This is a genomic window from Streptomyces rishiriensis (assembly GCF_030815485.1).
Classification (GTDB): domain Bacteria; phylum Actinomycetota; class Actinomycetes; order Streptomycetales; family Streptomycetaceae; genus Streptomyces; species Streptomyces rishiriensis_A.
Genome location: NZ_JAUSWV010000002.1, coordinates 5174203 through 5197941, shown reverse-complemented (window position 1 = coordinate 5197941; position 23739 = coordinate 5174203). Strand labels below are relative to the sequence as shown.

The 23739-nt window shown below is 72.6% G+C and carries 15 protein-coding genes and 2 pseudogenes; 6 read left to right on the top strand and 11 right to left on the bottom strand.

What is annotated here, in order from left to right; genetic code table 11:
* The first annotated feature begins 156 nt into the window (after positions 1-156).
* Positions 157-1086 (top strand): DUF4429 domain-containing protein, encoded by a 930-nt coding sequence (locus QF030_RS25740; protein WP_307164976.1) that lies wholly within the window; start codon positions 157-159, stop codon positions 1084-1086.
* A gap of 41 nt (positions 1087-1127) precedes the next feature.
* Here the strand turns inward: QF030_RS25740 and QF030_RS25735 are convergent, their stop codons facing one another.
* Complete coding sequence (locus tag QF030_RS25735) at positions 1128-2408, bottom strand: MFS transporter (protein ID WP_307164975.1); 1281 nt, start codon at positions 2406-2408, stop codon at positions 1128-1130.
* A gap of 136 nt (positions 2409-2544) precedes the next feature.
* Between QF030_RS25735 and QF030_RS25730 the strand changes: the two genes are divergently transcribed.
* Positions 2545-3480 (top strand): LysR family transcriptional regulator, encoded by a 936-nt coding sequence (locus tag QF030_RS25730; protein ID WP_307164974.1) that lies wholly within the window; start codon positions 2545-2547, stop codon positions 3478-3480.
* A 133-nt stretch (positions 3481-3613) separates the two neighbouring features.
* On the opposite strand, the gene QF030_RS25725 is transcribed toward QF030_RS25730, so the two are convergent.
* Positions 3614-4408 (bottom strand): class II aldolase/adducin family protein, encoded by a 795-nt coding sequence (locus QF030_RS25725; RefSeq protein WP_307164973.1) that lies wholly within the window; start codon positions 4406-4408, stop codon positions 3614-3616.
* Between the two features lie 110 nt (positions 4409-4518).
* Between QF030_RS25725 and QF030_RS25720 the strand changes: the two genes are divergently transcribed.
* Positions 4519-5145, top strand: coding sequence for a hypothetical protein (locus QF030_RS25720; RefSeq protein ID WP_307164972.1), 627 nt, complete (start codon positions 4519-4521; stop codon positions 5143-5145).
* A 57-nt stretch (positions 5146-5202) separates the two neighbouring features.
* Positions 5203-5676: a pyridoxamine 5'-phosphate oxidase family protein gene (locus tag QF030_RS25715; RefSeq protein ID WP_307164971.1), complete on the top strand. Its 474-nt coding sequence runs from the start codon at positions 5203-5205 to the stop codon at positions 5674-5676.
* 93 nt (positions 5677-5769) lie between these two features.
* On the opposite strand, the gene guaA is transcribed toward QF030_RS25715, so the two are convergent.
* Positions 5770-7350, bottom strand: coding sequence for a glutamine-hydrolyzing GMP synthase (gene guaA, locus QF030_RS25710; protein ID WP_307164970.1), 1581 nt, complete (start codon positions 7348-7350; stop codon positions 5770-5772).
* A 341-nt stretch (positions 7351-7691) separates the two neighbouring features.
* On the opposite strand from guaA, the gene QF030_RS25705 reads away from it, so the two are divergent.
* Positions 7692-7973, top strand: coding sequence for a chorismate mutase (locus tag QF030_RS25705; protein ID WP_307164969.1), 282 nt, complete (start codon positions 7692-7694; stop codon positions 7971-7973).
* Between the two features lie 813 nt (positions 7974-8786).
* Positions 8787-9812, top strand: coding sequence for an LPXTG cell wall anchor domain-containing protein (locus QF030_RS25700; protein WP_307164968.1), 1026 nt, complete (start codon positions 8787-8789; stop codon positions 9810-9812).
* Positions 9813-9948: 136 nt separating this feature from the next.
* Here the strand turns inward: QF030_RS25700 and QF030_RS25695 are convergent.
* The 8 genes and pseudogenes from QF030_RS25695 to QF030_RS25660 form a co-directional block, all read right to left on the bottom strand.
* Positions 9949-11728 (bottom strand): annotated as a pseudogene (locus QF030_RS25695) (GMC family oxidoreductase N-terminal domain-containing protein).
* Between the two features lie 76 nt (positions 11729-11804).
* The gene (locus tag QF030_RS25690) at positions 11805-13448 is read right to left on the bottom strand and encodes a succinic semialdehyde dehydrogenase (RefSeq protein WP_307164967.1); all 1644 of its coding nucleotides are present in this window, start codon (positions 13446-13448) and stop codon (positions 11805-11807) included.
* A 122-nt stretch (positions 13449-13570) separates the two neighbouring features.
* Entirely contained in the window at positions 13571-14476 is a 906-nt protein-coding gene (locus QF030_RS25685) for a hypothetical protein (protein WP_307164966.1), read from the bottom strand.
* 124 nt (positions 14477-14600) lie between these two features.
* Positions 14601-15533: pseudogene (locus QF030_RS25680) on the bottom strand (serine/threonine-protein kinase); the annotation flags it as partial.
* A gap of 185 nt (positions 15534-15718) precedes the next feature.
* On the bottom strand, positions 15719-17344 hold the full coding sequence (locus QF030_RS25675; RefSeq protein WP_307164965.1) for a serine/threonine-protein kinase: 1626 nt from the start codon (positions 17342-17344) through the stop codon (positions 15719-15721).
* 92 nt (positions 17345-17436) lie between these two features.
* A complete protein-coding gene (locus QF030_RS25670; protein ID WP_307164964.1) occupies positions 17437-19086 on the bottom strand; it encodes a serine/threonine-protein kinase in 1650 nt (549 codons plus the stop codon).
* 72 nt (positions 19087-19158) lie between these two features.
* A complete protein-coding gene (locus tag QF030_RS25665) occupies positions 19159-20853 on the bottom strand; it encodes a serine/threonine-protein kinase (RefSeq protein ID WP_307164963.1) in 1695 nt (564 codons plus the stop codon).
* A gap of 168 nt (positions 20854-21021) precedes the next feature.
* On the bottom strand, positions 21022-23706 hold the full coding sequence (locus tag QF030_RS25660) for a protein kinase (protein WP_307164962.1): 2685 nt from the start codon (positions 23704-23706) through the stop codon (positions 21022-21024).
* Positions 23707-23739 lie beyond the last annotated feature (33 nt).

The following is a 23739-nucleotide window of genomic DNA, read 5'->3' as shown; positions in this document are numbered from 1 at the left end:
GGGGGACCCGGTCCGGGTCCCGGCCGCCGCACTGTGAACAACTCCCCCGTAATGACAGCGAATTGTGCCCTACGGCACACCCCTTGTTCCCGGCAGGTCTGGTCAGCGCGGGTGAAGCGGGCGGGGCCGTGTTGACCCGGCTGCGAGAATTCCCGTATGGCCGAGATCATCCAGCGTGACGGGACCTGGGCCTTCGACGGCACATCGGTCAGGATCACGCCGGGACTCCACCGCTCCGTACCCCTGTTCCGGCAGACGTACGGGGAGATCACCGTGCCTCTGGAGGCGGTCGCCGGGGTCGTCTACGAAACCGAACGCAGGCGCGGGCGGCTGCGGATGCGACTGCGCGAGGGGGCCGATCCGCTGCTGCACGCGACCGGCGGCCGGCTGCCCGATCGGGCCGATCCGTACCGGCTCGTCGTGGACGTGGACCGTTCGGGGGTCGCCGAGTACCTCGCCGAGGAGATCCGGCACGCGCTGCTGCTCGACCAGATCCCGGGCGAGCCGACCAAGGCGTATCTCCTGCCGGGTCCGCCGGTTCCGGTCTCCGTGCGTTCCTCCGACGGCACCGTCTCCTTCGACGGCACCCGGGTACGGGTCGACTGGGCGGACACCTCGGACCGGGTGAAGCGGGCGACGGGCCCGCGCATGATCGACGTGGGCGATGTCGTGCGGGTCGAGTGGCTGCCCAACTCCGGCTACGAGGACGGCTTCCTGCGGTTCGTGACCCGCGAGACGGTTTTCTCGAGACTGCCGGCCGAGAAGGACCCGTACGCCCTGGATCTGTGGGGGAACGTGAGCCGCGATCTGCTGACGGCCCTGGTCGCGACGGCGGTCACCGCGCGTCTCCCGCACCCCTCCGCAGGTGCGGGTACGGAACACGTCGGCGAGGACGGGCACGGGCGGGAAGGCGCGTACGGGCACACGGTCCGTCGGCGCGGGCTCGCGGCGTCCGTCCCGCCCCCGGCCGACCACCACGACGTACTGCTGCGCCGACTGCGCGAGCTGGGCGAGCTGCACCGGGACGGGGTGCTCACGGACGAGGAGTTCGCACGGACCAAGGCGGTCGTCCTGCGCGGCTTCTAGGGCAGGGCCCGGTCCCGGACGGTCCCGGAGCGTGCGTCGGGTCAGGTGTGGCTGCGGGCCGGTTTCGGCTCGTGCTGCGGCACGTGGTCGTGCCGGGGAAGCAGCAGCGGGGTGGCCAGCAGGAGCACGCCGGCCAGGCCGATGGCCGTGCGGGGGCCGAGCAGGCTGCCCAGTACGCCCCAGGCGGCCGTCAGGAGCGCGGTCGTGGCCTTGGTCGTCACCGCCCAGGCGGTCAGGGTGCGGGTGACGCGGTCGGTCGTGGTGCGCTCGAGACGGTAGGTGGCGCAGACGGGGTTGAAGACCCCGCAGCAGAAGATGAGTCCGAGCTCGACGCCCGTCACCAGCAGCAGCCCGCCGGAACCCGGTCCGAGGAAGGCCAGCCCGACGGGCCAGATCGAGCGCAGTGCCCCGGACACGACCAGGACCCGGTGCTGTCCGAACCGGCTGACGAGCGGTCGGGCCAGCCGCGAACCGAGCAGTCCGGCGATCGAGGGCGCGGCGAAGGCCAGGCCGTACTGCCACGGTGCGAACCCGAGCCGGCCGAGCATCAGGACGGCCAGCAGCGGCTGGGTGGCCATCACCAGGCCGTTGAACAACGCGGTGTTGTGGAACAACGGTCGCAGTGTCGCGTCGGTGAGGATGTACCGCCAGCCGTCGAGCAGGTCCCGAGCCCGCAGACGCGTGGCCTCCCGGCGCTCGGGCAGCGGCTCGTGGCCGCCCATCGCGCGGATGCCCAGGGCCGAGAGCAGATAGCTGACCGCGTCGGCCACCACGGTCGCCACCGGACCGAGGAGCCCGATCGCGGCGCCGCCCAGCGGCGGTCCGATGATCGTGGTCGTCCAGGACGTGGACTCGAACCGGGCGTTGGCGACGAGCAGGTCCTCGGCCGGCAGCAGCGTCTTGAGGAACGCGCCGGAGGCGGCGCGGAAGGTGATGTCGGCCGCCGCGACGACGATCGAGACCAGCAGGAGCTGAAGGAAGGTGAGCACGTCGAGCGCGAAGGCGGCGGGGACCGTCAGCAGCGCCGTGAACCGCACCAGGTCCATCGCGATCAGTACCGGCCGCTTGCGACGGAACTCCACCCACGGGCCGAGCGGCACCGCCACGGCCGCACCCACCGCGGCCCCCGCGCCGGAGAGCGCGGCGACCTCGGCCGGTCCGGCGTGCAGCACCTCGATGGCGATCAGCGGGAAAGCGCCGAAGGCCAGCCAGGTGCCGAGCGCGCTGGTCCCGTACGCTCCCCAGAGCCACCCGAACCGCCGCCCCAGCCGGTGCCCGAGCGGACGCCCCGATCGCCGCTCCCGCCGGCGCCCGCTCCTCATGTCCGCCTCCGCCCCTCGCTCCCCGCCCGCACACCGATCCCCGGTCGGAAGCATCAAAGCGGGCCCCACCGGCGCGGAGCAAACAACCGCAGGGCCGACGGGTCACAACCAATGGTTGTGTCTCTAGGCTGTGGGCATGGACCTCGACACCGTTCGGACCTTCGTCGCCGCCGCCGACGCGGGGCAGTTCCAGGAGGCCGCCGCCGAGCTGGCGGTCACCCAGCAGGCTGTCTCCAAGCGCATCGCCGGGCTGGAGCGCGACCTCGGCGTGCGGCTGTTCACCCGCACCGCGCGGGGCGCCGTGCTCACCATCGACGGGCAGGCGTTCCTGCCCCACGCGCGTGAGCTGCTGCGCGTCGCCGAGCGCGCCGTCGCGTCCGTGCGCGCCGGCCGCCGTCCGCTGCGCGTCGACGTGATCGCCTCGCGCAGCGCGGCGTCGGGCCTGATGCGCGGCTTCCACCGCACGCACCCCGACATCGAGCTCGACGTCATGATGCTCTTCGACATCGAGACGGCCGTCGCCGCCATCCGGTCCGGGGCGATCGACGCCTCCTTCCGTGCCGTCGCCGTGCCCGGCCGGCCGCTCCCCGAGGACATCCGGTCCGTCCGGGTGCTCGACGAGTCGCTCCAGCTGCTCACCGGGCCTGCCCACGCGCTGGCGGGCGCGAGGTCGGTGCCCCTCGCCCGGCTCGCCGGGCACCGGATCTGGATGCCCGGCATCGTCCCCGGTACCGAGTGGGCCGTCTATTACGACGACCTTGTCGCCGAGTTCGGCCTCACCATCGAGGCGACCGGCCCCAACTTCGGCTCCGACGCCCTCCTCGACACCATCGCCGACACCCCGGCCCTGGCGACCTTCATGGGCGAGCAGACCCGCCTCATCTGGCCCGCCGGCCACGGCCTGCGCCGCATCCCGGTGACCGACCCGACGCCTGTCTACCCGCACTCACTCCTCTGGCACCGCGACAACGCCCATCCGGCGCTCGCCGCCCTCCGCGCCCACCTCACCGCCACGGCGACGGGCCACGACGCCACCGGCACCTGGGCCCCGCACTGGGTGACCCCGCACTGACCCCGCACTGACCCCGCAACTCGCACTGAACTCCTCAGCCGTGCACACACGGCCTGCGGGACAGGGCCGTCGGACACGGCCAGCGGACACGGCCAGCGGATACGGCCGGCGGACACGACCCCGAGGCAGGGGCTCAGCTCAGCAGGTCAGGCTCGCTCCGGCTGATGTCCTGCCACAACGGCTGGTAGTTGATCCATGCCACAAGGTCGCCGCCGAGCTGTTCCCTGGTCGCGACGGCCGCCCGGTGGTCGATCAGGACAGGTCGGCCCGCCGCCCGCGCGGTGAGCTGGACCTGGCTGGAGCGTTCCATCGACAGGAACCACCAGGCGGCCGCGTCCACCGAGTCGCCGACCGTCAGCAGCCCGTGGTTGCGCAGCACGAGCGCCTTGCGGGTGCCGAGCGCGGACGCGATACGCCGTCCCTCTCCCGCGTCGACGGCCACGCCGGTGTAGGCGTCGTAGAGCGCGTGGTCCTCGTAGAAGGCGCAGCTCTCCTGGGTGATGGGGTCGAGCAGCTCGCCGAGCGCGGCGAGGGCACGGCCGTGCACCGAGTGGCAGTGGGCGACCGCGACGACGTCCGGGCGGGCGGCGTGGACCTGGGCGTGCACCGTGAAGGCGGCCTGGTTGACGTGGTAGCGGCCCTCGACCACCTGTCCGTCGGCATTGGCCAGCACCAGGTCGCTGACGGTGACGTGCTTGAAGGGCATCCCGAAGGGGTTGACCCAGAAGCAGTCGTCGAACTCCGGGTCACGGGCGGTGATGTGCCCCGAGACGCCGTCCTCGAAGCCGAGCCGCCCGAAGACGCGTACCGCCCCCGCCAGCCGTTCCTTGCGGTGTCGGCGCTCGTCCTCCTCCGAGTCGTGCATCGGCGGCATCGCGAACCGGAGCCGGTCGGTGGGCAGTGGGGCAGGCGGCGTGGGCCCGTGCATCGGTCCTCCAGCACTGGGTTGCGTTACGACGCGGAAGTTACCGCCGGTCAGCACAAAAGGGCAGAGCCGTTATGTAAAGATGACGATTTCCGTCACCTCCGGAGCACACCTTGAGCCTCGCCGACCGCCACATCACCGCCCTCATGCGCCAGATCGCGACGCGCAACGCCATCGAGCTCGTCCATCCCTTCGCGGAGCTGGAGACGTTCGGGGCGCTGGTCTATCTCGCCGAGTGCTACGGCTTCCGGTACGAGAGCGTGCGCCTGGTCGGCAAGCACCGCGTCATGCACGTCCAGCTGGTGCGCGACCCGAGCCCCTGGGCGCGGCAGCGGGCCGCGGCGAACTCGGCGGCCTTCCCCGACCCGGGGCCCAGCCGCCCGGTGCCCGGCATGTACCTGGGCTCGCTCACCCCCGTCCCCGAGGTGCAGCCGGAGATCGACGTGATCACGGCGCTCATCCGGCACGACGCCCTCGGCGCGGCCGCCAACCGCAAGCAGCTGCTGGCCATCGGCTGGGGATCGGCGGTGCTGTTCCTGCTGATGGCCGTGGTGACCGGCGCGTACGCCGTCCTGCTCCCGCTGGCCGTGCTGATGCCGCTGTTCATGCTGGGCGCCCTCAAGGTCAACACGACCCGGCGCGCGAAGCTGGCCCAGCGGCTCATGGCCGCCGGCTGCACGCCCGTCCGGGACGCTGCGGGACTGGAGCGGTACGTCCGGCCGGTACCGCAGGGCTTCTGACCCACCGCCCGTAGATACCGGACAGCGGATGTCGGGTATCGGCGCCACACTCGCCGTATGACAGCGAACTGGGCGGCCTTCGCCGCTGCCGAACCCGCACTCGCGAAGCTCACCGAGGAACGCTTCGGAGCCTTCACGCATCACGTCCTCGCGACGCTGCGCAAGGACGGTTCCCCCCGCACCAGCGGCATCGAGGTCCGGTTCCTCGGCGGTGAGCTGTGGCTCGGCATGATGCCGGGCTCGCTCAAGGCCCTCGATCTGCGCCGTGACGCACGCTTCTGCCTCCAGGCCAACCCCGGCGAGGGCACCGGGATGGGCGGGGGCGACGTACGGATCGCCGGTCGGGCGGTCGAGGTGGAGGACGGGGAGGCTCGGGCGGCCTATGTGGAAGAGGTGGAACCGCCGCAGCCGTTCCACCTCTTCCGCACCGAGCTGACGGAGGTCGTACGGACCTACGTCGAGGACGACACCTATCTGGTCGCCCAGGTCTGGCAGCCCGGCGAGCCGGTGCGCACGCTCCGACGGACCTGAACCCTGTCCTCGGGAGAAGGCCTCAAGGGGCCGAGCGGCGAGCGACCCTCCTCCGGGCCCCAACGGTCCCCAGAAAGGGCCCGGAGGAAGGGCCTACTCCCACTCGATGGTGCCCGGCGGCTTCGAGGTCACGTCGACGACGACACGGTTGACGTCGCGCACCTCGTTGGTGATCCGGGTGGAGATCTTCGCCAGGACGTCGTACGGGAGGCGCGACCAGTCGGCCGTCATCGCGTCCTCGGAGGAGACCGGGCGCAGGACGATCGGGTGGCCGTAGGTGCGGCCGTCACCCTGCACGCCGACGCTGCGGACGTCCGCGAGGAGGACCACCGGGCACTGCCAGATCTCACGGTCGAGACCGGCGGCCGTCAGCTCCTCGCGGGCGATCGCGTCGGCGTCGCGGAGCAGGTCCAGACGGTCCTTGGTGACCTCGCCGACGATCCGGATGCCGAGGCCGGGACCCGGGAACGGCTGGCGCTGGACGATCTCCTCCGGCAGGCCGAGTTCCTGGCCGACCATGCGGACCTCGTCCTTGAACAGCTTGCGCAGCGGCTCGATCAGCTGGAACTCGAGGTCCTCCGGCAGGCCGCCCACATTGTGGTGCGACTTGATGTTCGCGGTGCCGCTGCCGCCGCCGGACTCGACGACGTCCGGGTACAGCGTGCCCTGGACCAGGAACTCCACCGCCGGACCCGCGTCCGCGATGATCTCCGCCTGGGCCTGCTCGAAGACCCGGATGAACTCGCGGCCGATGATCTTCCGCTTCTCCTCGGGGTCCGAGACGCCCTTGAGGGCGGTGAGGAAACGCTCCTCCGCGTCGACGACCTTCAGCTGGACGCCGGTCGCGGCCACGAAGTCCTTCTCGACCTGCTCGGTCTCGCCCTTGCGCATCAGACCGTGGTCGACGTACACGCAGGTCAGCTGGGAGCCGATGGCCTTCTGCACCAGGGCCGCGGCGACCGCCGAGTCCACGCCGCCGGAGAGGCCGCAGATGGCGCGCTTGTCACCGACCTGCTCACGGATGGCCGCGACCTGCTCGTCGATGACGTTGCCGGTCGTCCAGTCCGGGGTGAGGCCCGCGCCGCGGTACAGGAAGTGCTCCAGCACCTGCTGGCCGTGCGTTGAGTGCATGACCTCGGGGTGGTACTGGACGCCGTACAGCTTCTTCTCGTCGTTCTCGAAGGCGGCGACCGGGACGACGTCCGTGGAGGCGCTGACGCTGAAGCCGTCGGGGGCGGCGGAGCAGGCGTCGCCGTGCGACATCCACACGGCCTGCTCGGCCGGGGTGCCCTCGAAGAGGGTGGAGGACGCGCGGGAGACGCGCAGCTCGGTGCGGCCGTACTCACGGGCGCCGGTGTTGTCGACCGTGCCCCCGAGGCTCTGCGCCATCAGCTGGAAGCCGTAGCACATGCCGAAGACGGGGACGCCGGCCTCGAAGATCTCGCGGTCGAGGCGGGGGGCGCCCTCCTCGTACACGGACGAGGGGCCGCCGGAGAGGATGATCGCCGCCGGGTTCTTGGCGAGCATCTCCTGGACGGGCATGGTGCTCGGCACGATCTCGCTGTAGACCCGCGCCTCGCGGACTCGACGGGCGATGAGCTGGGCGTACTGCGCGCCGAAGTCGACGACCAGGACGGTGTCGGGGGCGGCGGCAGAAGGAGTCGCTGATGACACGGGGGCCTTCCGGCGGTGGGGCGGGGTCTCTGTGTAATCCGATTCTACCGAGGTGGACGTGGGACCGGTCCCGATGCCGGACCCACCACCCGCGTCTCAGGATGCGAGCCGCCTCGCGAACCGCCTTGGACCTCACCCGGAGACCCTGCATACTGGCCGCATGCTCACGCACGCGACCTTCCTGTTTACCTATGGCAACCGGCCCACCGGCTGCCATGGTCGTGCTGCTTGAGCAACTGACGAGCGACTTCCCAGGCGCCCCGGGCCGACAAGGCCCGGGGCGCCTGTCGTTTTCCCGGGTCCTGCCGCTCGGGGCACCCGTCACCACCACAGGAGCCCCCATGACCACCATCGACGTGACCGGCGCCCGCACCCCCGAGGCCGCCGACATGATCACCGGAGCCCGTGAGCGCATCGACTCGCTCGACGACCGGATCATCGGCCTGATCCAGGAACGGATGGCCGTCTCCGCCGTCATCCAGGAAGCGCGGATGACCTCGGGCGGCCGACGCGTGAACCTCTCCCGCGAGATGGAGATCCTCGGCCACTACCGGGACGCCCTCGGCAAGCCCGGCACGTCGCTGGCGATGACGCTGCTGGAACTCTGCCGCGGGCGCGTCTGAGGTCGGGCACCGGTTGTGCCCCCTTGGACGCCGCTCTCACCCGTACGGGCGCGTGACCGCCTCCCGGACGACCTCGTTGGTCCCGGTGTCCGTTCCAGCCAGGGGCGGGCCCGGAATAACCACGCGTGGCTCGCTGGAGCGATGAGGCGTACGGATCGTGCCGTGCGCCGTGGGACCTCGCTCCGGACAAGTGACCGGACGGCAGGGGACAGCAGCCCGGTCACCCAAGAGAACGGCCGGCCTCGGGGACGCCCGGGGCCGAGCCGACCGGCGAAAAATGCAAAAATGCACAAGGTCCGGGTCAAACGGTTGCGGGCGCCGCGCTCATCCAGCACGATGCGTAGAAAGCCCCGAACAGGCTCAACTCCCCCTCCGGGCAACCGCCTTCCGTGCGTTGCCCGCCCTGGCGAAGGTCCAGGCCAGCGGCGCGACCCCCCGGCGCCGCTCCCAGGCACCGGCGCTGCCCTGACGCCGGTGCTGACGATAGAGAAGGGCCTCGCGGATCCGTCCCGCGGGGCCCTTCGTCATGCCGCCACCACAGTTGACGGGCGCGGAGGCCTGAGGGGCACGCAGGTCTGAAGGGCGCGCAGATCTGAGGGGCACGCAGATCTGAGGGACACGCAGGGACGACGGGCACACAGCGCCCACGGGCACGGAGGGGCGATCCGGCCCTGGCGGTGTGACGGGCGTCATATAAAGATTCTGTGAGTCGCGCACAACTGTTCCCAGTGCTCGCCTGTCACACCTACCGAATCAAAGGCCACACCCACACCCCCATGCGGAAGGCCTCCCACCGGATCCATCGAGGTCTCCATGAAGCTTCGTCGCACGCTCGTCTCCGTGGCCGCCACGGCCGTCATCGCGCCGCTCACCCTGCTGGCCGCGCCCGCCGCCTTCGCGGAGGAGAGCGGTTCGCCGTCCGCCAGCGCGTCCGCGTCGGACGACACCTCCGCCTCGCCGTCGACCGGCTCGAGCGCCTCCGCCTCCGAGTCCGACACCTCGTCCCCGTCGGCGTCCGGCTCGCAGAGCGGCAGCGCCTCCGGCTCCCCGTCCGGCAGCTCGTCGCCCTCGGCGTCCGGCTCCGGCAAGGCCTCCACGAGCCCGTCGGCGAGCGAGAGCGAGGACGGGTTCGACCCGTACACGGACTGCAAGACCTTCAACCTGGACGAGAAGCTCACCGCCCATCTCAAGGGTCTGCCCAGCAAGATCGTCGCCGGTTCCGGCTGGCACGACTTCGAGTTCGTGGTCAAGAACGGCTCCGACCACGACCTGAAGAACGTGTACATCGACTCCTTCGTGGAGTACGGCGACGAAACGGACGAGTGGCTGTCCGAGGGCCTCGCCGTGCTCCAGGTCAAGGAGGACGGCAAGTGGACCGACAGCTTCCAGGACTACTACGAGGACGAGGACGGCAAGCAGGCCAACCTCACGAGTTCCTTCGTGGGTCTGCTCGACTCCCTGGAGAAGGGTTCCTCCGCCACCCTCGACCTGCGACTGAAGGTCAAGGCCTCCGCGCCCGCGGGCTCCTCGCTCGCCTTCAGCGAGGCCGTCTACGCGGGCGAGGACTCCCTCTGCTACGGCAACGGTGACCTCTACGACATCGAGATCCTCGCCGCCGGCAGCTCCGCGGACGGTGTCGACGACGCCGAGCCGAACGGTGACAAGCCGACCGACGGCGTCAAGCCCCAGGGCAGCGCCAAGCCCATCAGCGGCAGCCTCGCCTCGACCGGTTCGAACTCGGCGCTGCCGATGATCGGACTCGTCGGCGGAGTCGCCGTGGTGGCCGGCGTCGGCGCGGTGTTCGCGGTCCGTCGCCGCAAGGTCGGCACGCACGCGTAACGCGTATCGAGACCAGCGAAGGGACCTGCGCTCGGAGGGGGGCGCAGGTCCCTTCGCCTTTCGCCCTTCGTCTGGGCGGATCGCCTTCTGCTTTGGCCTGGGCGGATCGCCGACCGCTTTCGCCGGGCCGGATCGGCTACCGCTTGGGCGGGACGGCCGGCATGCCCAGGAACGGCAGGCGGAGCGCTCCGAACGCCTCGGCGGGCACCACCGGGCTGACCGGCTCCACCGGCTTCAGCCGCTCGTACGCCCTGCCCTGCGCCGGACGCGGGTCCGTCTCACCCTTGTTCGGCCAGTACGACATCGCGCGCTCGGCCTGGGCCGTGATGGTGAGCGACGGGTTCACGCCCAGGTTGGCCGAGACCGCGGCGCCGTCGACGACCGAGATGCCGGGGTGGCCGTAGAGGCGGTGGTACGGGTCGATGACCCCCGTCCGGCGCGAGTCGCCGATCGGGCAGCCGCCGAGGAAGTGCGCGGTGAGCGGCGTGCCCATCAGCTCGCCCACGTTGGATCCGGCGAAGCCGTTGATGTCGGCGGCGATCGCGGAGGCGGCCTCGGAGGCGGCCCTGATCTGCTTGGGGTTGGGGGCGCCGTGGCCCTGGCGGGCGGTGAGCAGGCCCTTGCCGACGCCGTCCGGTTTCAGGTACGTCGTCAGCGAGTTGTCCAGGGACTGCATCACCAGGCCGATGATGGTCCGCTCCGACCAGCGCCGGTTGGAGAGCGAGCGCAGGACGAGCAGCGGGTGGCGGGCCGCGTTCGCCAGCCACCCGGCGACCCTCGACGAGCCCTCCGCGTACGGCACCTGCAGGATCGACAGGCCGCCCATCGAGTTGGAGCCCTTGCCGTAGCGGACCGGCTCGATGTGGGTGCTGTCGTCCGGGTGGACGGAGGAGGTGATGGCGACTCCGCGGGTGAAGTCCACCTTCGCCGCGCCCGTCACCTTGCGATAGCGGCGGTCGTCGGTCTGCGCGCCGACCAGCGCCTCCGAGTTGGTGCGGGTCAGCTCGCCCAACCGGTCTGACAGGTAAGGGAGTTGGCCGTCCGCCTTCATGCGGTGCAGCAGCGTCTGGGTGCCGTAGGTGCCCGCGGCGAGCACTACTCGGCGGGCCTTGAAGACCCTGCCCTTCGCCTTGCGGCGGCCGTCGGTGGGGAGCGTGGCGACCGCGTAGCCGCCCTGCGAGTCGTCCGTGACGGACACGACCGTCGTCAACGGGTGCACGACCGCGCCCGCCTTCTCGGCGAGGTGGAGATAGTTCTCGTTCAGGGTGTTCTTCGCGCCGTGCCGGCAGCCGGTCATGCACTCGCCGCACTCGGTGCAGGCCTTGCGGGTCGGGCCGACGCCTCCGAAGTAGGGATCGGCGACCTGTTCCCCCGGCCCGGCCTTCGCCGTCCCGTCGGCGTCCTCGCCGTCGCCGAAGAACACGCCGACGGGGGCCATGTGGAAGGTGTCGCCGACGCCCATCCGCTCCGCCGCCGCCTTCAGATGCACGTCGGAGGGGGTCGTCGTCGGGTTGAGCCGTACGCCCAGCATGCGCCGCGCCTGGTCGTAGTACGGCTTCAGCTCCTCCTGCCAGTCGGTGATGTCACGCCACTGGGGGTCGTCGAAGAAGGGCTTGGGCGGTATGTAGAGGGTGTTGGCGTAGTTGAGGGAACCGCCGCCCACGCCCGCGCCGGCCAGCACCATGACGTTGCCCAGCAGATGGATCCGCTGGATGCCGTACATGCCGAGCCTGGGCGCCCAGAGGTAGTTCTTCAGGTCCCAGGAGTTCCTGGGCAGCGATTCCCGGGTGAAACGGCGGCCCCGCCTCCAGGACGCCGACCCGGTAGCCCTTCTCCGTCAGGCGCAGGGCGGTCACCGAACCGCCGAAGCCGGAGCCGACGACGAGGACGTCGTAGTCGTAAGCGTCCTGGGACACATGCTCTCCTCGTTGAGAACGGGTGGGGCGGGGCGTACTGGTGGGGCGGGGGACCGTAGGGCGGCGGCGGGGGCTCCTAGCGGAAGCGGAACGCCTTCATGAGCTTCAGGCTCCGGCTCATGAACTCCGCGTACTTCTCGTCGTCCATGCCCAGTGCCGGAGCCATCGGCAGGAGGCGCTGCTGGGCCACCGTCTGGGCCTCGGTGTACTTGAGGATGCCCTCGGAGCCGTGGCGGCGGCCGAGCCCGGAGTCCTTCATGCCGCCCATGGGGGACTGGACGCTGCCGTAGGCGGAGGCGTAGCCCTCGTTGACGTTCACGGTGCCGGCCCGCACCCGGGCGGCGACGTCCCGGCCGCGGCGGCCGTCCTTCGTCCAGACCGAGGAGTTCAGGCCGTACGGCGTGGAGTTGGCGAGCTCGACGGCCTCGTCCTCGGTCTTGAAGCGGTAGATCGAGACGACCGGGCCGAAGGTCTCCTCGGTGCAGACGGACATGGGTTCCGTCACGCCGTCGAGGATCGTCGGCTCGAAGAAGTAGGGGCCGATGTCCGGGCGGGCGACCCCGCCTGCGACGACCTTGGCGCCCTTGGCGACGGCCTCCTCCACGTGCCGGGTCACCGTCTCCAGCTGGCGTTCGCCCACCAGGGAGCCCATGTCGGCGCCGTAGGCCAGTGAAGTGCCCAGGCGCATGGCCTTGGTGCGGGCGGCGAAGCGCTCGACGAAGGCGTCCGCGATCGACTCGTGGACGTACAGCCGCTCGATGGAGATGCAGAGCTGGCCCGCCGAGGAGAAGCAGGCGCGGACGGCGCCCGCCGCGGCCTTCTCGATGTCGGCGTCCTCGAGGACCAGCATGGCGTTCTTGCCGCCGAGTTCGAGGGAGACGCCGACGAGACGGGCGGCGGCGCCCTGGGCGACCTCTCGGCCGGTGCGGGTGGAGCCGGTGAAGGAGACGTAGTCGGCGTGCCGGACGACCTCCGGGCCGACGACGGGCCCCTCGCCGAGGACGACCTGGAAGACCTCGGCGGGCAGTCCCGCCTCGACGAGCAGGTCACGGGCCCACAGGGCGGTCAGGCAGGTCTCCGTGTCGGGCTTCATCACGACCGCGTTGCCCGCGACGAACGCCGGGAGCGCGTCGCCGACCGACAGCTCCAGCGGGTAGTTCCAGGGGGCGATCTGGCCGACGACCCCGCGCGGGTGGCGCAGTTCGGTGACCTTCGTCAGCGTCGGCATGGCGCCCGCGTGCCGCTTGGGGCGGAGGTACGACGGGGCCTTGCGGCCGTAGTGCCGGGCGGCGACGGCCACCGCCTGCACCTCTTCGTGGGCGTGCAGTCGCGCCTTGCCGGTCTCCAGCTGGATGAGGTCGAGCACCTCGGCCTGGCGCTCCAGCACGAGGTCGTGGAAGCGGAGCAGGACGGCGGCGCGTTCCCGCACCGGCGTCCGCTCCCAGACCGCCTGCGCCTCGCGGGCCGCCTCGAAGGCCTTCAGCACGTCGTCAGGCGTGGACTCGGGCAGGTCGGCCAGCTTCCCACCGGTGAAGGGCGTGTGGTTGGCGGTACGGCCGGAGCCGGTCACCCCCTTGGTGAGCTGGGCTATCAGCTCGGGTGTGACCACGTCCGCGGCGGTACGGACGCCCTTGGGAGCGGGGGCGAGAGGGTTGGTACCGGTCGTGGTCTTCCCACTGAGCTCGGTGCCGGTCTTTTCCGGGGCCTGCGAGTCCGTCATGAGGCGCAGGGTATGACGTGGGGAGGACTTTGGGTACCCGCCGGTAATACCGTTTCACCGACCGCACACATGACGCCAGCGTTCACTGGCAACAAACCTGCTGATCAGGACGTTGTGCCCGGTCATTTACCGATTTCCAGGCGGTCCCGCGCCGCCTTGAACACCGCCGTGCCCTGCTTCTCCTCCGGGGTCCCCTTGGGCATGACGACGCGCAGCTCGTACATGCGGGCGTCGGCGGTGAGGACGAACAGTTCCATGACACGGGTCGGGGCGTCGTCCAGGGCGTAGGTGGTGTCGGCGAGGGCGGCCTCGGCGCCGTGGAAGGTGGTGCGGGTGGTCTGGGTGCGCGCGTCCGGGGCGTAGCCGTTCCAGGTGTCGTGCGTCTGGGCCGCTCTGGCCATCGGGGCGGCGGGCGCCTTGTCCCACAGGGTGAGGCGTACGTCGACCGGGCCCGCCGAGTAGACCACCAGCCGCGGTTCCTGATCCGCGCCGTCCTGCCGGGCCGACTGCCGGTACCCGCTCGGAAGGGACAGCACGGCGTCCAGCCCGGCCTCGCGGTGAGCGACCCACCGCGTGCCCGCGACGGCGGAGGCGGACGGAGTCGTCGACGCCGAGCCGGAGTAGGTCACCGGCCGCTCCGCCGCTCCGCTGTCGGTCCCGCCGAGCCGGTCGCTCCCCCACCAGGCGCCGCCGCAGAGCAGCCCGGCGAGCACGGCCAGGGTCAGCGAGCGACGCGTCGACGACCGCCGGAGGCGGCCCGCGCGGGCCGGTCCGGGCCCGGTGGCCGACGCCGGGTGGGGCAGCCGTGGTCCGGGGGCGTCGTTGACCGGCAGCGGCACGCTCGATTGCGCCGCTTCCGGCGGGGCCACGCCGACGCGCACCCTTCCCGCGTCCGGCCGGGCCGTCCTCACCCGCACCGTTCCCGCGTCCTCGCCGAACTCCCGTAAGACCAGCGCGTCCTGAGGCTCGACCTCACCGGCCTCCACCTCTTCGCCCGCCCTCTCCTCTCCCTGCTCCGCCTTCGTCACTTCGCCCGCCTTCTCCTCCTCTTCCTCCGCCTTCCCCTCCGCCCCCGTCTCCCCCGTCTCCCCCGTCTTCTCCGTCTTCTCCGTCTTCTCCGTCTTCACCACGTTCGCCGCTTCCCCCGTCCCGGGCTTCCCGGGTTTTCCCGGCGGGGGCCGGCAGGGGTCGGCCCCCGGTGACCGCGGCGAGTATCTCGGCGACCTCCGCCGGGCCGGGCCGCTGAACCGGGTCGCGGACCAGGAGCCGTACGACGAGGGGGCCGAGGGGGCCGGCCTGTTTCGGCTCCGGGGGGTCCGCGGCGATGATCGCGGCGAGCGTGGACTCCACCGTCGTCCGGCGGAACGGGGACCAGCCCTCGACGGCCGCGTACAGCAGGACGCCCAGGGACCAGAGGTCGGACGCCGGACCCCCGCCGCGTCCGGACATCCGCTCGGGCGCGACGAACTCCAGCGAGCCGACGAACTCGCCGCTGACGGTGAGGGATTCCTCGCCCTGGATGTGGGCGATGCCGAAGTCGGTGAGGACGACCCGGCCGTGGGGCTGCCCCGGCTCGGGCGGGATCGGCAGTGGGGGAGGTCCGAGCAGGACGTTGGCGGGTTTCACGTCCCGGTGGACGATGCCGACGGCGTGCGCGGCACGCAGGGCGCCCAGGACGGCGAGACCGATCCGGGCGGCCTCGGCCGGGTCGAGGGGGCCGCGCTTCAGCACCTCGTGCAGGGACTCGCCACGGACCAACTCCATGACGATCCACGGGAGTCCGCCCTCCACGCCGGCTCCCGTGCCCTCCTCCACCACCACGTCATGGATGGCGACGGCGTTGGGGTGGTCGACGCGCGCGGCGGCCCTGGCCTCCCGGTGGAGGCGGTGGGCGGCCCGGCGGTGGAAGTCGTCCTCGGGATCGCCGGGCAACCGGGGCTGCTTGACGGCGACCTCGCGATCCATGAGCTCGTCGCGGGCCCGCCAGACGGTGCCCATCCCGCCGGAGCCGATACGTTCCAGCAGCCGGTAGCGCCCGCCCACCGTCCGGTTTTCGGCGCCGCCGGGGCCCCCGTCGTTGCTCATGCCTCCATGACTACCACGATCCCCCGCACCCTCACCTGCCCAGGGCGAACCGTCCCGATTCCAGCCGTCGCCCCTCCACCGCGCCCTCCCCCGCGAGGTGTGCCGGTCTCACCAACTCCACTGACTTCAAGGCCCGTTCGCAGCACTCGTGCGTGCGCCGCGCGAAGCGACCCGTGGGCCACCGGCTAGAGCTTGTCGATCTCCAGGTTGGCGATCGCGGTACGGGCCACCTCACGGCCGCGCAGGGTGAAGTCGCCCTTGCCGGGGTAGCCGATCATCAGTTTGTACATGTCACCGCCGGAGGACTTGTAGTACAGGATCCTCAGCTCGCGCGGGGCCGGCTCCTGGGAGTCGGTGGTGGTGTAGCCGACCGTGTTCCCGGCGGCCTTGCGGTCGTGGAACGTCATGTTGTCGTCGGTCGAGGTGCGCGGCCCCTTGGGCATCTCGAGTTCGTAGCTGCCGGACTCCTTGAAGTCCCCGTCGTCGGCGTACATCTCGGCGGCCGCGGAGGCCTTGATCTCGTGGCCGGTGTCCTCCGCCTTGCGGCTCACCAGCAGGACGACCGAGATCGCGCCGCTCGGGTCGGTGTAGCTGACCCAGTGCTCGTCGGCGGCGGCGTTCTTCCCGGGTTCGCTGCGTACGTAGGTGTCGGGCACCGCCAGCGTCGCGGTGACCTCCTTCTCGTGCTCCGTCGTCCAGCCGTCCGGCAGCGGCCCCGCGAACGGGTCGGCGACCACCAGGTACACCGCCACCGCCGCCGCGACGACCGCCGCGCCGAGCCCGGTCCACACCGCGCGGCCGAACCGGCGCCGGGCGCGCGGGGCTTCGCCCTGCCGCACGACCTGGGTGGGCTGGGGCTGGGGCTGGGGTGCGGGCGGGTTCGCGGCGGCCTCCAGCAGGGCCCGCACCCGCGCGGCGGCCGGGCGGCGCGCCGGGTCCTTGTCCAGGAGTCCGTTGACGGCCTCGGCGAGCGGGCCCTGGGCGGCGGCGGGCGGCGCGGGCACCGCGTTGAGGACGGACTGGAGCGTGGCCGGGGTGTTGCTGCGGCGGAACGGCGAGACGCCCTCCGTCGCCGCGTACAGCACCACGCCCAGGGACCACAGGTCGGAGGCCGGGCCGGGTCGCTGGCCCAGCACCCGCTCGGGGGCGATGTACTCGGGCGAGCCGACGAAGCCACCGGTGTCGGTCAGGTTGGTCTCGCCCTCGATCTGGGCGATGCCGAAGTCCGTGAGGACGATCCGGTCGTGGCGGCCGAGGAGGATGTTGTCCGGCTTCACGTCCCGGTGCAGGATGCCCGCCGCGTGCGCCGCCTCCAGCGCGCCGAGCACCTCCAGGCCGACCCGGGCCGCCTCGCGCGCGCCGAGCGTGCCCTCCTGGAGGGCGTCGCCGAGCGAGCGTCCGTGGACCAGCTCCATCACGATCCACGGACGGCCGTCGACGACCGCCACGTCGTGCACGTTGACCACGGCAGGATGGTCCAGCCGGGCCGCGGCCCGCGCCTCGCGGCGCATCCGCTCGAACACGTTGGTCTGTTCACGTTCGGGAAGGTGGTCGGGTACGCGGGGTTCCTTGACGGCGACCTCACGGTCCACCGTCTCGTCCTTGGCGCGCCAGACCGTGCCCATGCCGCCGTGCCCGAGCTTGGCGAGCAGTCGGTAGCGTCCCGCGATGAGCCGCCCGACGCCCGGTTCCTGCGGCGGGACGGCCAGGTCGGGCAGCGCGGCCTGCTGCGGCGGCGCCGGCCTCGGCGGTTGCAGAACAAAACTCGTCGTCTCGTCGGCCTCGCGGCCGGCGCCCCCGTCGAAACTCATGACTCCATCCCTATCGCGCCGGACAGGCCGGTATCCACCGGCGGCGCACACCGGTCACAGACCCGTGACGCACAACGTTCCTTATTTCCCGTTTAGGTCGATACGGCGAACGTGTCGACCGCGACGTCGAAGTACTCCCGCGCCTCCCGCACCTTCCCGACCGGCGCCGACACCCACACGTCGTAGAGCAGCCCGCCCTCCTCCCAGCACAGGTCGTACGTGTGCCGGGGCCCCTCCGCCGCGCTGAAGCCGTCCCAGGTGAACTCCCAGAGGGCGGCGGGGCTCCGGCCGTGTGCCGTCTCGGTGACCCGGCCGTCGTGGTAGCCCGGGTTGGTGTCCGGACCCCCGGCGGCGGCGGACTCCATCACGGCGAGCGGGCCGCCGGGTGGTGCGGCGGCGACCTTGACGCCGAGCCGGAAGACCTGCCCCGGCGACAGGTAGAAGACCCGCTCGCCCTGGGGCACCCGCGTGAAGTCCTCCGGCACGGCGAGCGAGAACCCGGCGGGATCGACCGCCACCCGGTAGCCGGAGGGCGCGGTCGGCGTGCCGGGGCGGTCGTCCGAGGCCGCCGAGGCAGCGCCCGCCGTGGCGGACCCGGAGGGCCTGGAGGACGGGGTGGAGCCCGACGGCGAACGGGTGGCCGAGGGGGTCCCGGTGGGCGTGGGGCTCGCCGAGCCGCCCGCCGGGGACCCCGGCGCCGAACTCGTCGGGGTGCGCCCGCCGTCGCCGTCGCCGTTCAGCAGCAGCGCCGCCGCCGAGACACCCGCCCCCGCCATCGCGGCGACCAGCAGCGCGGCGACGAGCACCCCCCGGGTGGAGCGCTCCCTGGCCGGTGGCTCCCAACGCGGCCGGGACAGGTCCGCCTGGGTCGGCGTGTACCCCGCCGACACCGGGGCCGGCGTACGCCCGGTGTCCAGGTAGGCGCGCAGCAGCCGCTCCGCCTCGGCGGCGCCCAGCCGCCGGTCCGGATCGCGTTCCAGCAGCCCCCGCACGACGGGCAGCAGCGGCTCGGCCTGCGCGGGTGTCCGGATCTCGGCGAAGACGACCGCATGCAGGATGCCGCCCAACGAGTCGCGCCGGAAAGGCGACTCGCCGCTGAGCGCCGTGCACAGCAGCGCGCCGAGCGACCACAGGTCGGACTCCGCTCCGGTCCGCGCCCCGGACATCCGCTCCGGCGCGGTGTACTCGGGCGAGCCGACGAACGACCCGGTCTCGGTCAGCGTGGTGGCGCCCGCGACCTGCGCGATGCCGAAGTCGGTGAGGACGACGCGGTCGCTGTCGCGTTCGAGCAGGACGTTGGCGGGCTTGATGTCCCGGTGCAGGACCCCGGCGGCATGGGCGGCGCGCAGCGCCCCGAGGAGGGCGATGCCGATCCGGGCCGCCTCGGCCGGCTCGATCGGACCCCGCGCGGCGATCCGGTCGGCGAGCGATCCGCCGTCGATCAACTCCATGACGATGTACGGACGTTCGCCTTCCTCGACGACGTCGTGCACGACGATGATGTGCGGGTGGCTCAACTGGGCCACCGCGCGGGCCTCGCGCAGTGTCCGGTCGCGGCGGCCGCGGGCCTCCTCGTCGGAGAGCGTGTCGTCCCGGGTCAGCTCCTTGACGGCGACACGCCGTCCCAGCAGCTGGTCGGTGGCACCCCACACGACTCCCATGCCCCCGCGCCCGAGCCTCGCTTCCAGCCGGTAACGGCCCGCGATGACCCGTACGCCGTCCCCGTCCCCCTCGGTCCCCATGGACTCATCATGCCCCACCGGACACCACGCCTCCGGGGCGCCGTCCGGCCAACTACCGGGCCCCGGCCGACGCTACGAAGTGGGCTCCCGCCAGCTCTGTAGTACGGATTTGAACCGCTTGGCCGTCTCGGGCCAGTCCGCCGCGGGCGAGGACATGTAGATCGCGTACTCGGTGCCGTCGCGGGCCACGTACGTCTCCTCGATCGCGCGGCGCGGCCCGGGGAACTCCGTGTCCTTCGCCAGCGCGGTCCAGGTGTACTCCCATTCGGCGCCTTCGCGGTCCCGGTAGACGTTCTTCTCCAGGGTGACCCGGTCGTAGCCGACCAGCCGCTGGAGCTGCTGTTCGAGGTCGACCTGGTGCGCGTAGGGGTCGCTGAAGTCGGGGGACTTGTCGAGGGCGATGCGGAGGAAGTGCTCGCCGCCGTCGGGGGTGTAGTCGATCTGCTTGAGGTCGCCGTCGTCCTGGTAGACGTCCCGCTCCCAGCCCTTGGGGAGCGAGAGCCCGAAGCCCAGCGGGTCGTTGATCTCCTCCCAGGAGTCGTCCTGGGCGGGGGTGCTCGTCTCGGCCGACGTGCTCGGGCTCGGCGAGGTGGACGCCGACGCGGAGCCACCGGTGCCCTGCCGCCCCTCGTCCCACTTCTGCCACGCCACCGCCGTTCCCCCGCCGACCAGCGCGGCGAAGACGACCACGAGCGCCAGCACCCGACGACGACGAGGCGGCTGGGACCGCTGCGGCTGCCGTGCGACGTCCTGGCCGAGGTTCGTCGGCCCCACGGCGGTCGCGGCCGTCATGGGATGGCCGGGCACGGGCGTCGCCGCCTCCGGCGGCAGCGGGACGTACGCGGTGCCGGCCGTCGGGTGGGACGGCGGGTGCGCCACGGGGCGGTGATGCCCCGAAGCCCGGTCGGGACCGCCGTACTGCGTCGGCACGTACGCCTGCGCCCCGTCCGGGCGCCGCCCCTCGGCGGCCTCGGCAAGGAGTTGCTCGGTCTCGGCGGTGTCGGGACGGGTGGCCGGGTCCTTGCGCAGCAGGGCGGTGATGACGGGGCCCAGCGGGCCGGCGTGCCCGGCTTCGGCGGCCTCCTCCTCGACGACGGCCTGAAGAGTGGTCAGCGGCGAGGTGCGCCGGAACGGCGACCGTCCCTCGACCGCCGTGTACAGCGTCGCGCCCAGCGCCCACAGGTCCGAGGAGGGGCCGGGGTCCTGGCCGCGCACGCGTTCGGGGGCCAGGTAGTCGACCGAGCCGACGACCTCCCCGGTCCGGGTGATGGTGCTGTCGCCCTCGATCTGGGCGATGCCGAAGTCCGTGAGGAGGACACGGCCGTCGTGCGAGAGCAGCACGTTGCCGGGCTTGACGTCACGGTGCAGGACGCCGGCCGAGTGCGCGGCACGCAGGGCACGCAGCACCCACAGACCGATCCGGGCGGCCTCGGTGGGCTCGATCCGCCCGTCCTCCTTGACGGCGTCGGCCAGCGAGCGGCCCTCGACCAGCTCCATCACGATCCAGGGCCGGCCGTCGTGCTCGAGCACGTCGTGCACGGTGACCACGGCGGAGTGGTTGATCCGCGCGGCCGCGCGGGCCTCAGCTCTGGTCCGCGCCAGCAGCACGGTTCGGTCGCTCTCCGCGACGTAGAGCGCCGCCGTCAACTCCTTGATGGCGACGGCCCGGTGCAGCAGCTCATCGTGCGCACGCCACACCCGGCCCATACCGCCGCTCCCGATGGCGTCGGCGAGCCGGTAGCGACCCGCCAGGAGCAGGCCCTGCATCTGATTCACGTTGCCCCGCAATGCTCTTGACACAGCCAGCGTAAAGACCGGGCACCTTCCGGGGAACCGGCAGGGTGCCAAGGTGACAGCACTGTGACGGTTGTCGCCTCCAGGGCCGGGAGAGAACCGCACGCGAGCGGGCGGGACCGGACAGGACCGGGCGGGTGCTCAGCCGGTGTACTGGTACGTGGCCGACGCCTGCTCGAACAGCCGGGTGACCTCGTCCCGCTCCGCCTCCGGCCCCCTGACCTGCACGACGTGGTACCGCCCCGAGACGAGGATCGCGGCATTGCGGACGTACAGCTCCTGCCCGTCGCCGTCGGTCCAGGTGAACTGCCCCTCGGCCATGGTCCGGGCGCCCACCGTCGTCGTGCGCAGCCCCGAGGCCGTCGCCCAGCTGGAGTCACGGTACGGCTGGAGTTCGCTCTCCTTCTCCCGCTGGTAGACCATCGGGTCGCTGCCGTTCGACGACGCGCTGTCGCGTCCGGGCACGACGATCAGCTCGAAGTCGCCGTGCGCGTACACGACCTGGCCGCGCCCGTTCTTCGGGGTGCGGTCCCAGCCGTTGGCGACGGCGACCCGGAAGCCGGCGTCGTCCGCGCGGACGGTGAACCCCTCGGCGACGCCCGACCCGGACCCACCGGTCTGCGTCTGGGTGGCCTCCGCTCCCGAGGACGGCGAGGCGCCGGCGCCCGGCGAGGTCTGGTCGGGCCGGGGCTCGCTGCTCGCCTCGGGCGCCTGGCCGCCCGGCGCGCCGGTGGCCCCGGTCCGCCGTGAGCCGTCCGTACCGGCCGCGCCCTCGTCCGCCTTGGGCATGAACAGCACGGCGTACGCGATGGCCCCGGCCAGCACGAGCAGGATCAGCACCAGCAGGGTGCGGCCCAGGCTGCGGGGCGAACCGCTCGTCTCCGGCCGGTCCCGTTTGTGCCGCCCGTGGGTCGCGGGCAGACGGGCACGCCGTCTGCGCACCAGTTCGCCCCGGCGGCGGACGATCGGCAGCCGACGCGGATCGGTCGGCGGCGCGGCGACGACGTAGGTACCCGCCTCCGGCTCCGGCGCGGACCGCACCAGTGAGCGCAGCCAGCCCCGCAGTTCCTCGAAGCCGAGGCGCTCGGTCGGGTCCTGGCGCAGCAGCGACTCCACGACCGGTCTGAGCGGTCCGCACTCCTCGGCGAAGGCCGGCGGCTCGGCGCACACCATCTGCACCAGCTCGGCCGTCGACTCCTCGGGGTAGGGCGCATGTCCCTGTACCGCCCGGAAGAGCAGCGCGCCCAGCGCCCACAGGTCGGTCGCGGGACCGATCGGCGCGGCCAGCTGCCAGTTCTCGTGCACCGGCCCGGCCTGCTCGGGCGCCCAGCGTTCGGTGACCGGCCCGACCACGGCCATCCGGGCCTGCCGCGCCCGCTCCGCGGCCAGCGCGGTGCCGGGCCCGCGGCGCGCGACGCTCCCGGGCGCCCCGGCCACCGGCTCGTCCCAGCGGGCTCCGCCCGGGCCCTCCCCCGACGGTCCCGTGCCCTGCCCCTGCACGGGCACCTGGGCGCCGGGCACGGGCGTGAGCGAAGAGTGCGAGGCCGGCGGGACGGCGTGCGGTGCGCCGCCGGAGCCGGGGCCCGCCCGGTGGGGATGAGCGGGCTGTCCCTGGCCGTACCCGGCGGGGCCGGGCACGGGTGCGCCCGAGACTCCGTAGGGGTCGGCGATCTGCCCGGGGGGACCGCCTGCCGGGGTCCCCTGGCCGTCGTCGCCCGGGGTGCGGGCGCCCGGCAGGGCCGCACGTCCGTTCTGCTGCGCCTCCTGGGCCTCCTGCACCCGGGCCGCCGCCCGCGCTCCCGCGCGATAGGCGGCGATCGCCCCGGCGCGCGCGGCGCGGATGTCCCCGCCGGTCTCCGTCGGCGCCCTGCGGGCCACCGCCCCGGATGCCCCGCCGCCACCGGACGGCTCACCCGCCGGCACCGGCAGCGCACCCGATGCCCGCGCCTCTATGGCGGCCCGCCGCGCGGCCTCGGGGTCGACCGCACCGGCACCGGCCCCGCTTCCGCCGGAGCCGGCCCCGACGGAACCGCCGAAACCACCGAAGCCGCCGGAGCCACCGGTTCCGGCGGGTCCGCCGAGAGCGACCTGGCCGTCGGGTCGCGGCGCAGACACGGGGGCCCGGGGCCCGACGACGCTCCCGCCGTTGCCCGCGCCGCCGTTCCCCCGGCCCGCCACGCCCTGCTGACGCTCCGCGTCCGGCGCCGGGACCGGGTCGTACCCGCACAGCGCCTCTTCCGCCGCGCCCACCGCCAGGCCGGTCAGCATGACCCGCCCGTCGTCGCAGACGAGGACCGTACGCGCGGTGATGTTCCGGTGCACCCAGCCGTGCGCGTGCAGCACCCGCAGTGCCATGAGTACGTCGGAGGCCACCTCGGCCGCCCGGTACGGCGTCAGGGGCTTCTCGGCGAGCAGGGCCGCGAGCGGCCGCGCGGCCACCAGTTCACTCACTATCCACAGCGAGCCGCCCTCGGCGAACACGTCGAAGACCTGGTCGAGCCGCGGATGGTCGGGAATGCCCGCCGTCGCCTGCGCCGCCTCCATCGCCCGCCGGACGACGGGATCGGCGGGCCGTCGTGTCCCCTCGCCCAGGCCCCGGGGTCTGGGTCGCCGTGCCCCGCGCTCCCGCGCGGTGAACCCTTCGGGCAGTCCCTCCGCGTCGAGCACCTCGGCCTCGACCACCTCCGGCAACGGCACCTGGCGGACCAGGACTTCCTGCCCGCTGTAGGTGTCGAAGGCGCGTGTCTCGGTGAGTTCGTACTCGTCGGAGGGCGGCAGCGGCAGGCGGTAGCGGTCGACGAGTACTCGACCCGCGTAGTCGTCCACGTTGCCTCCCCCGGCCGCCCGGTCGGTCAATTC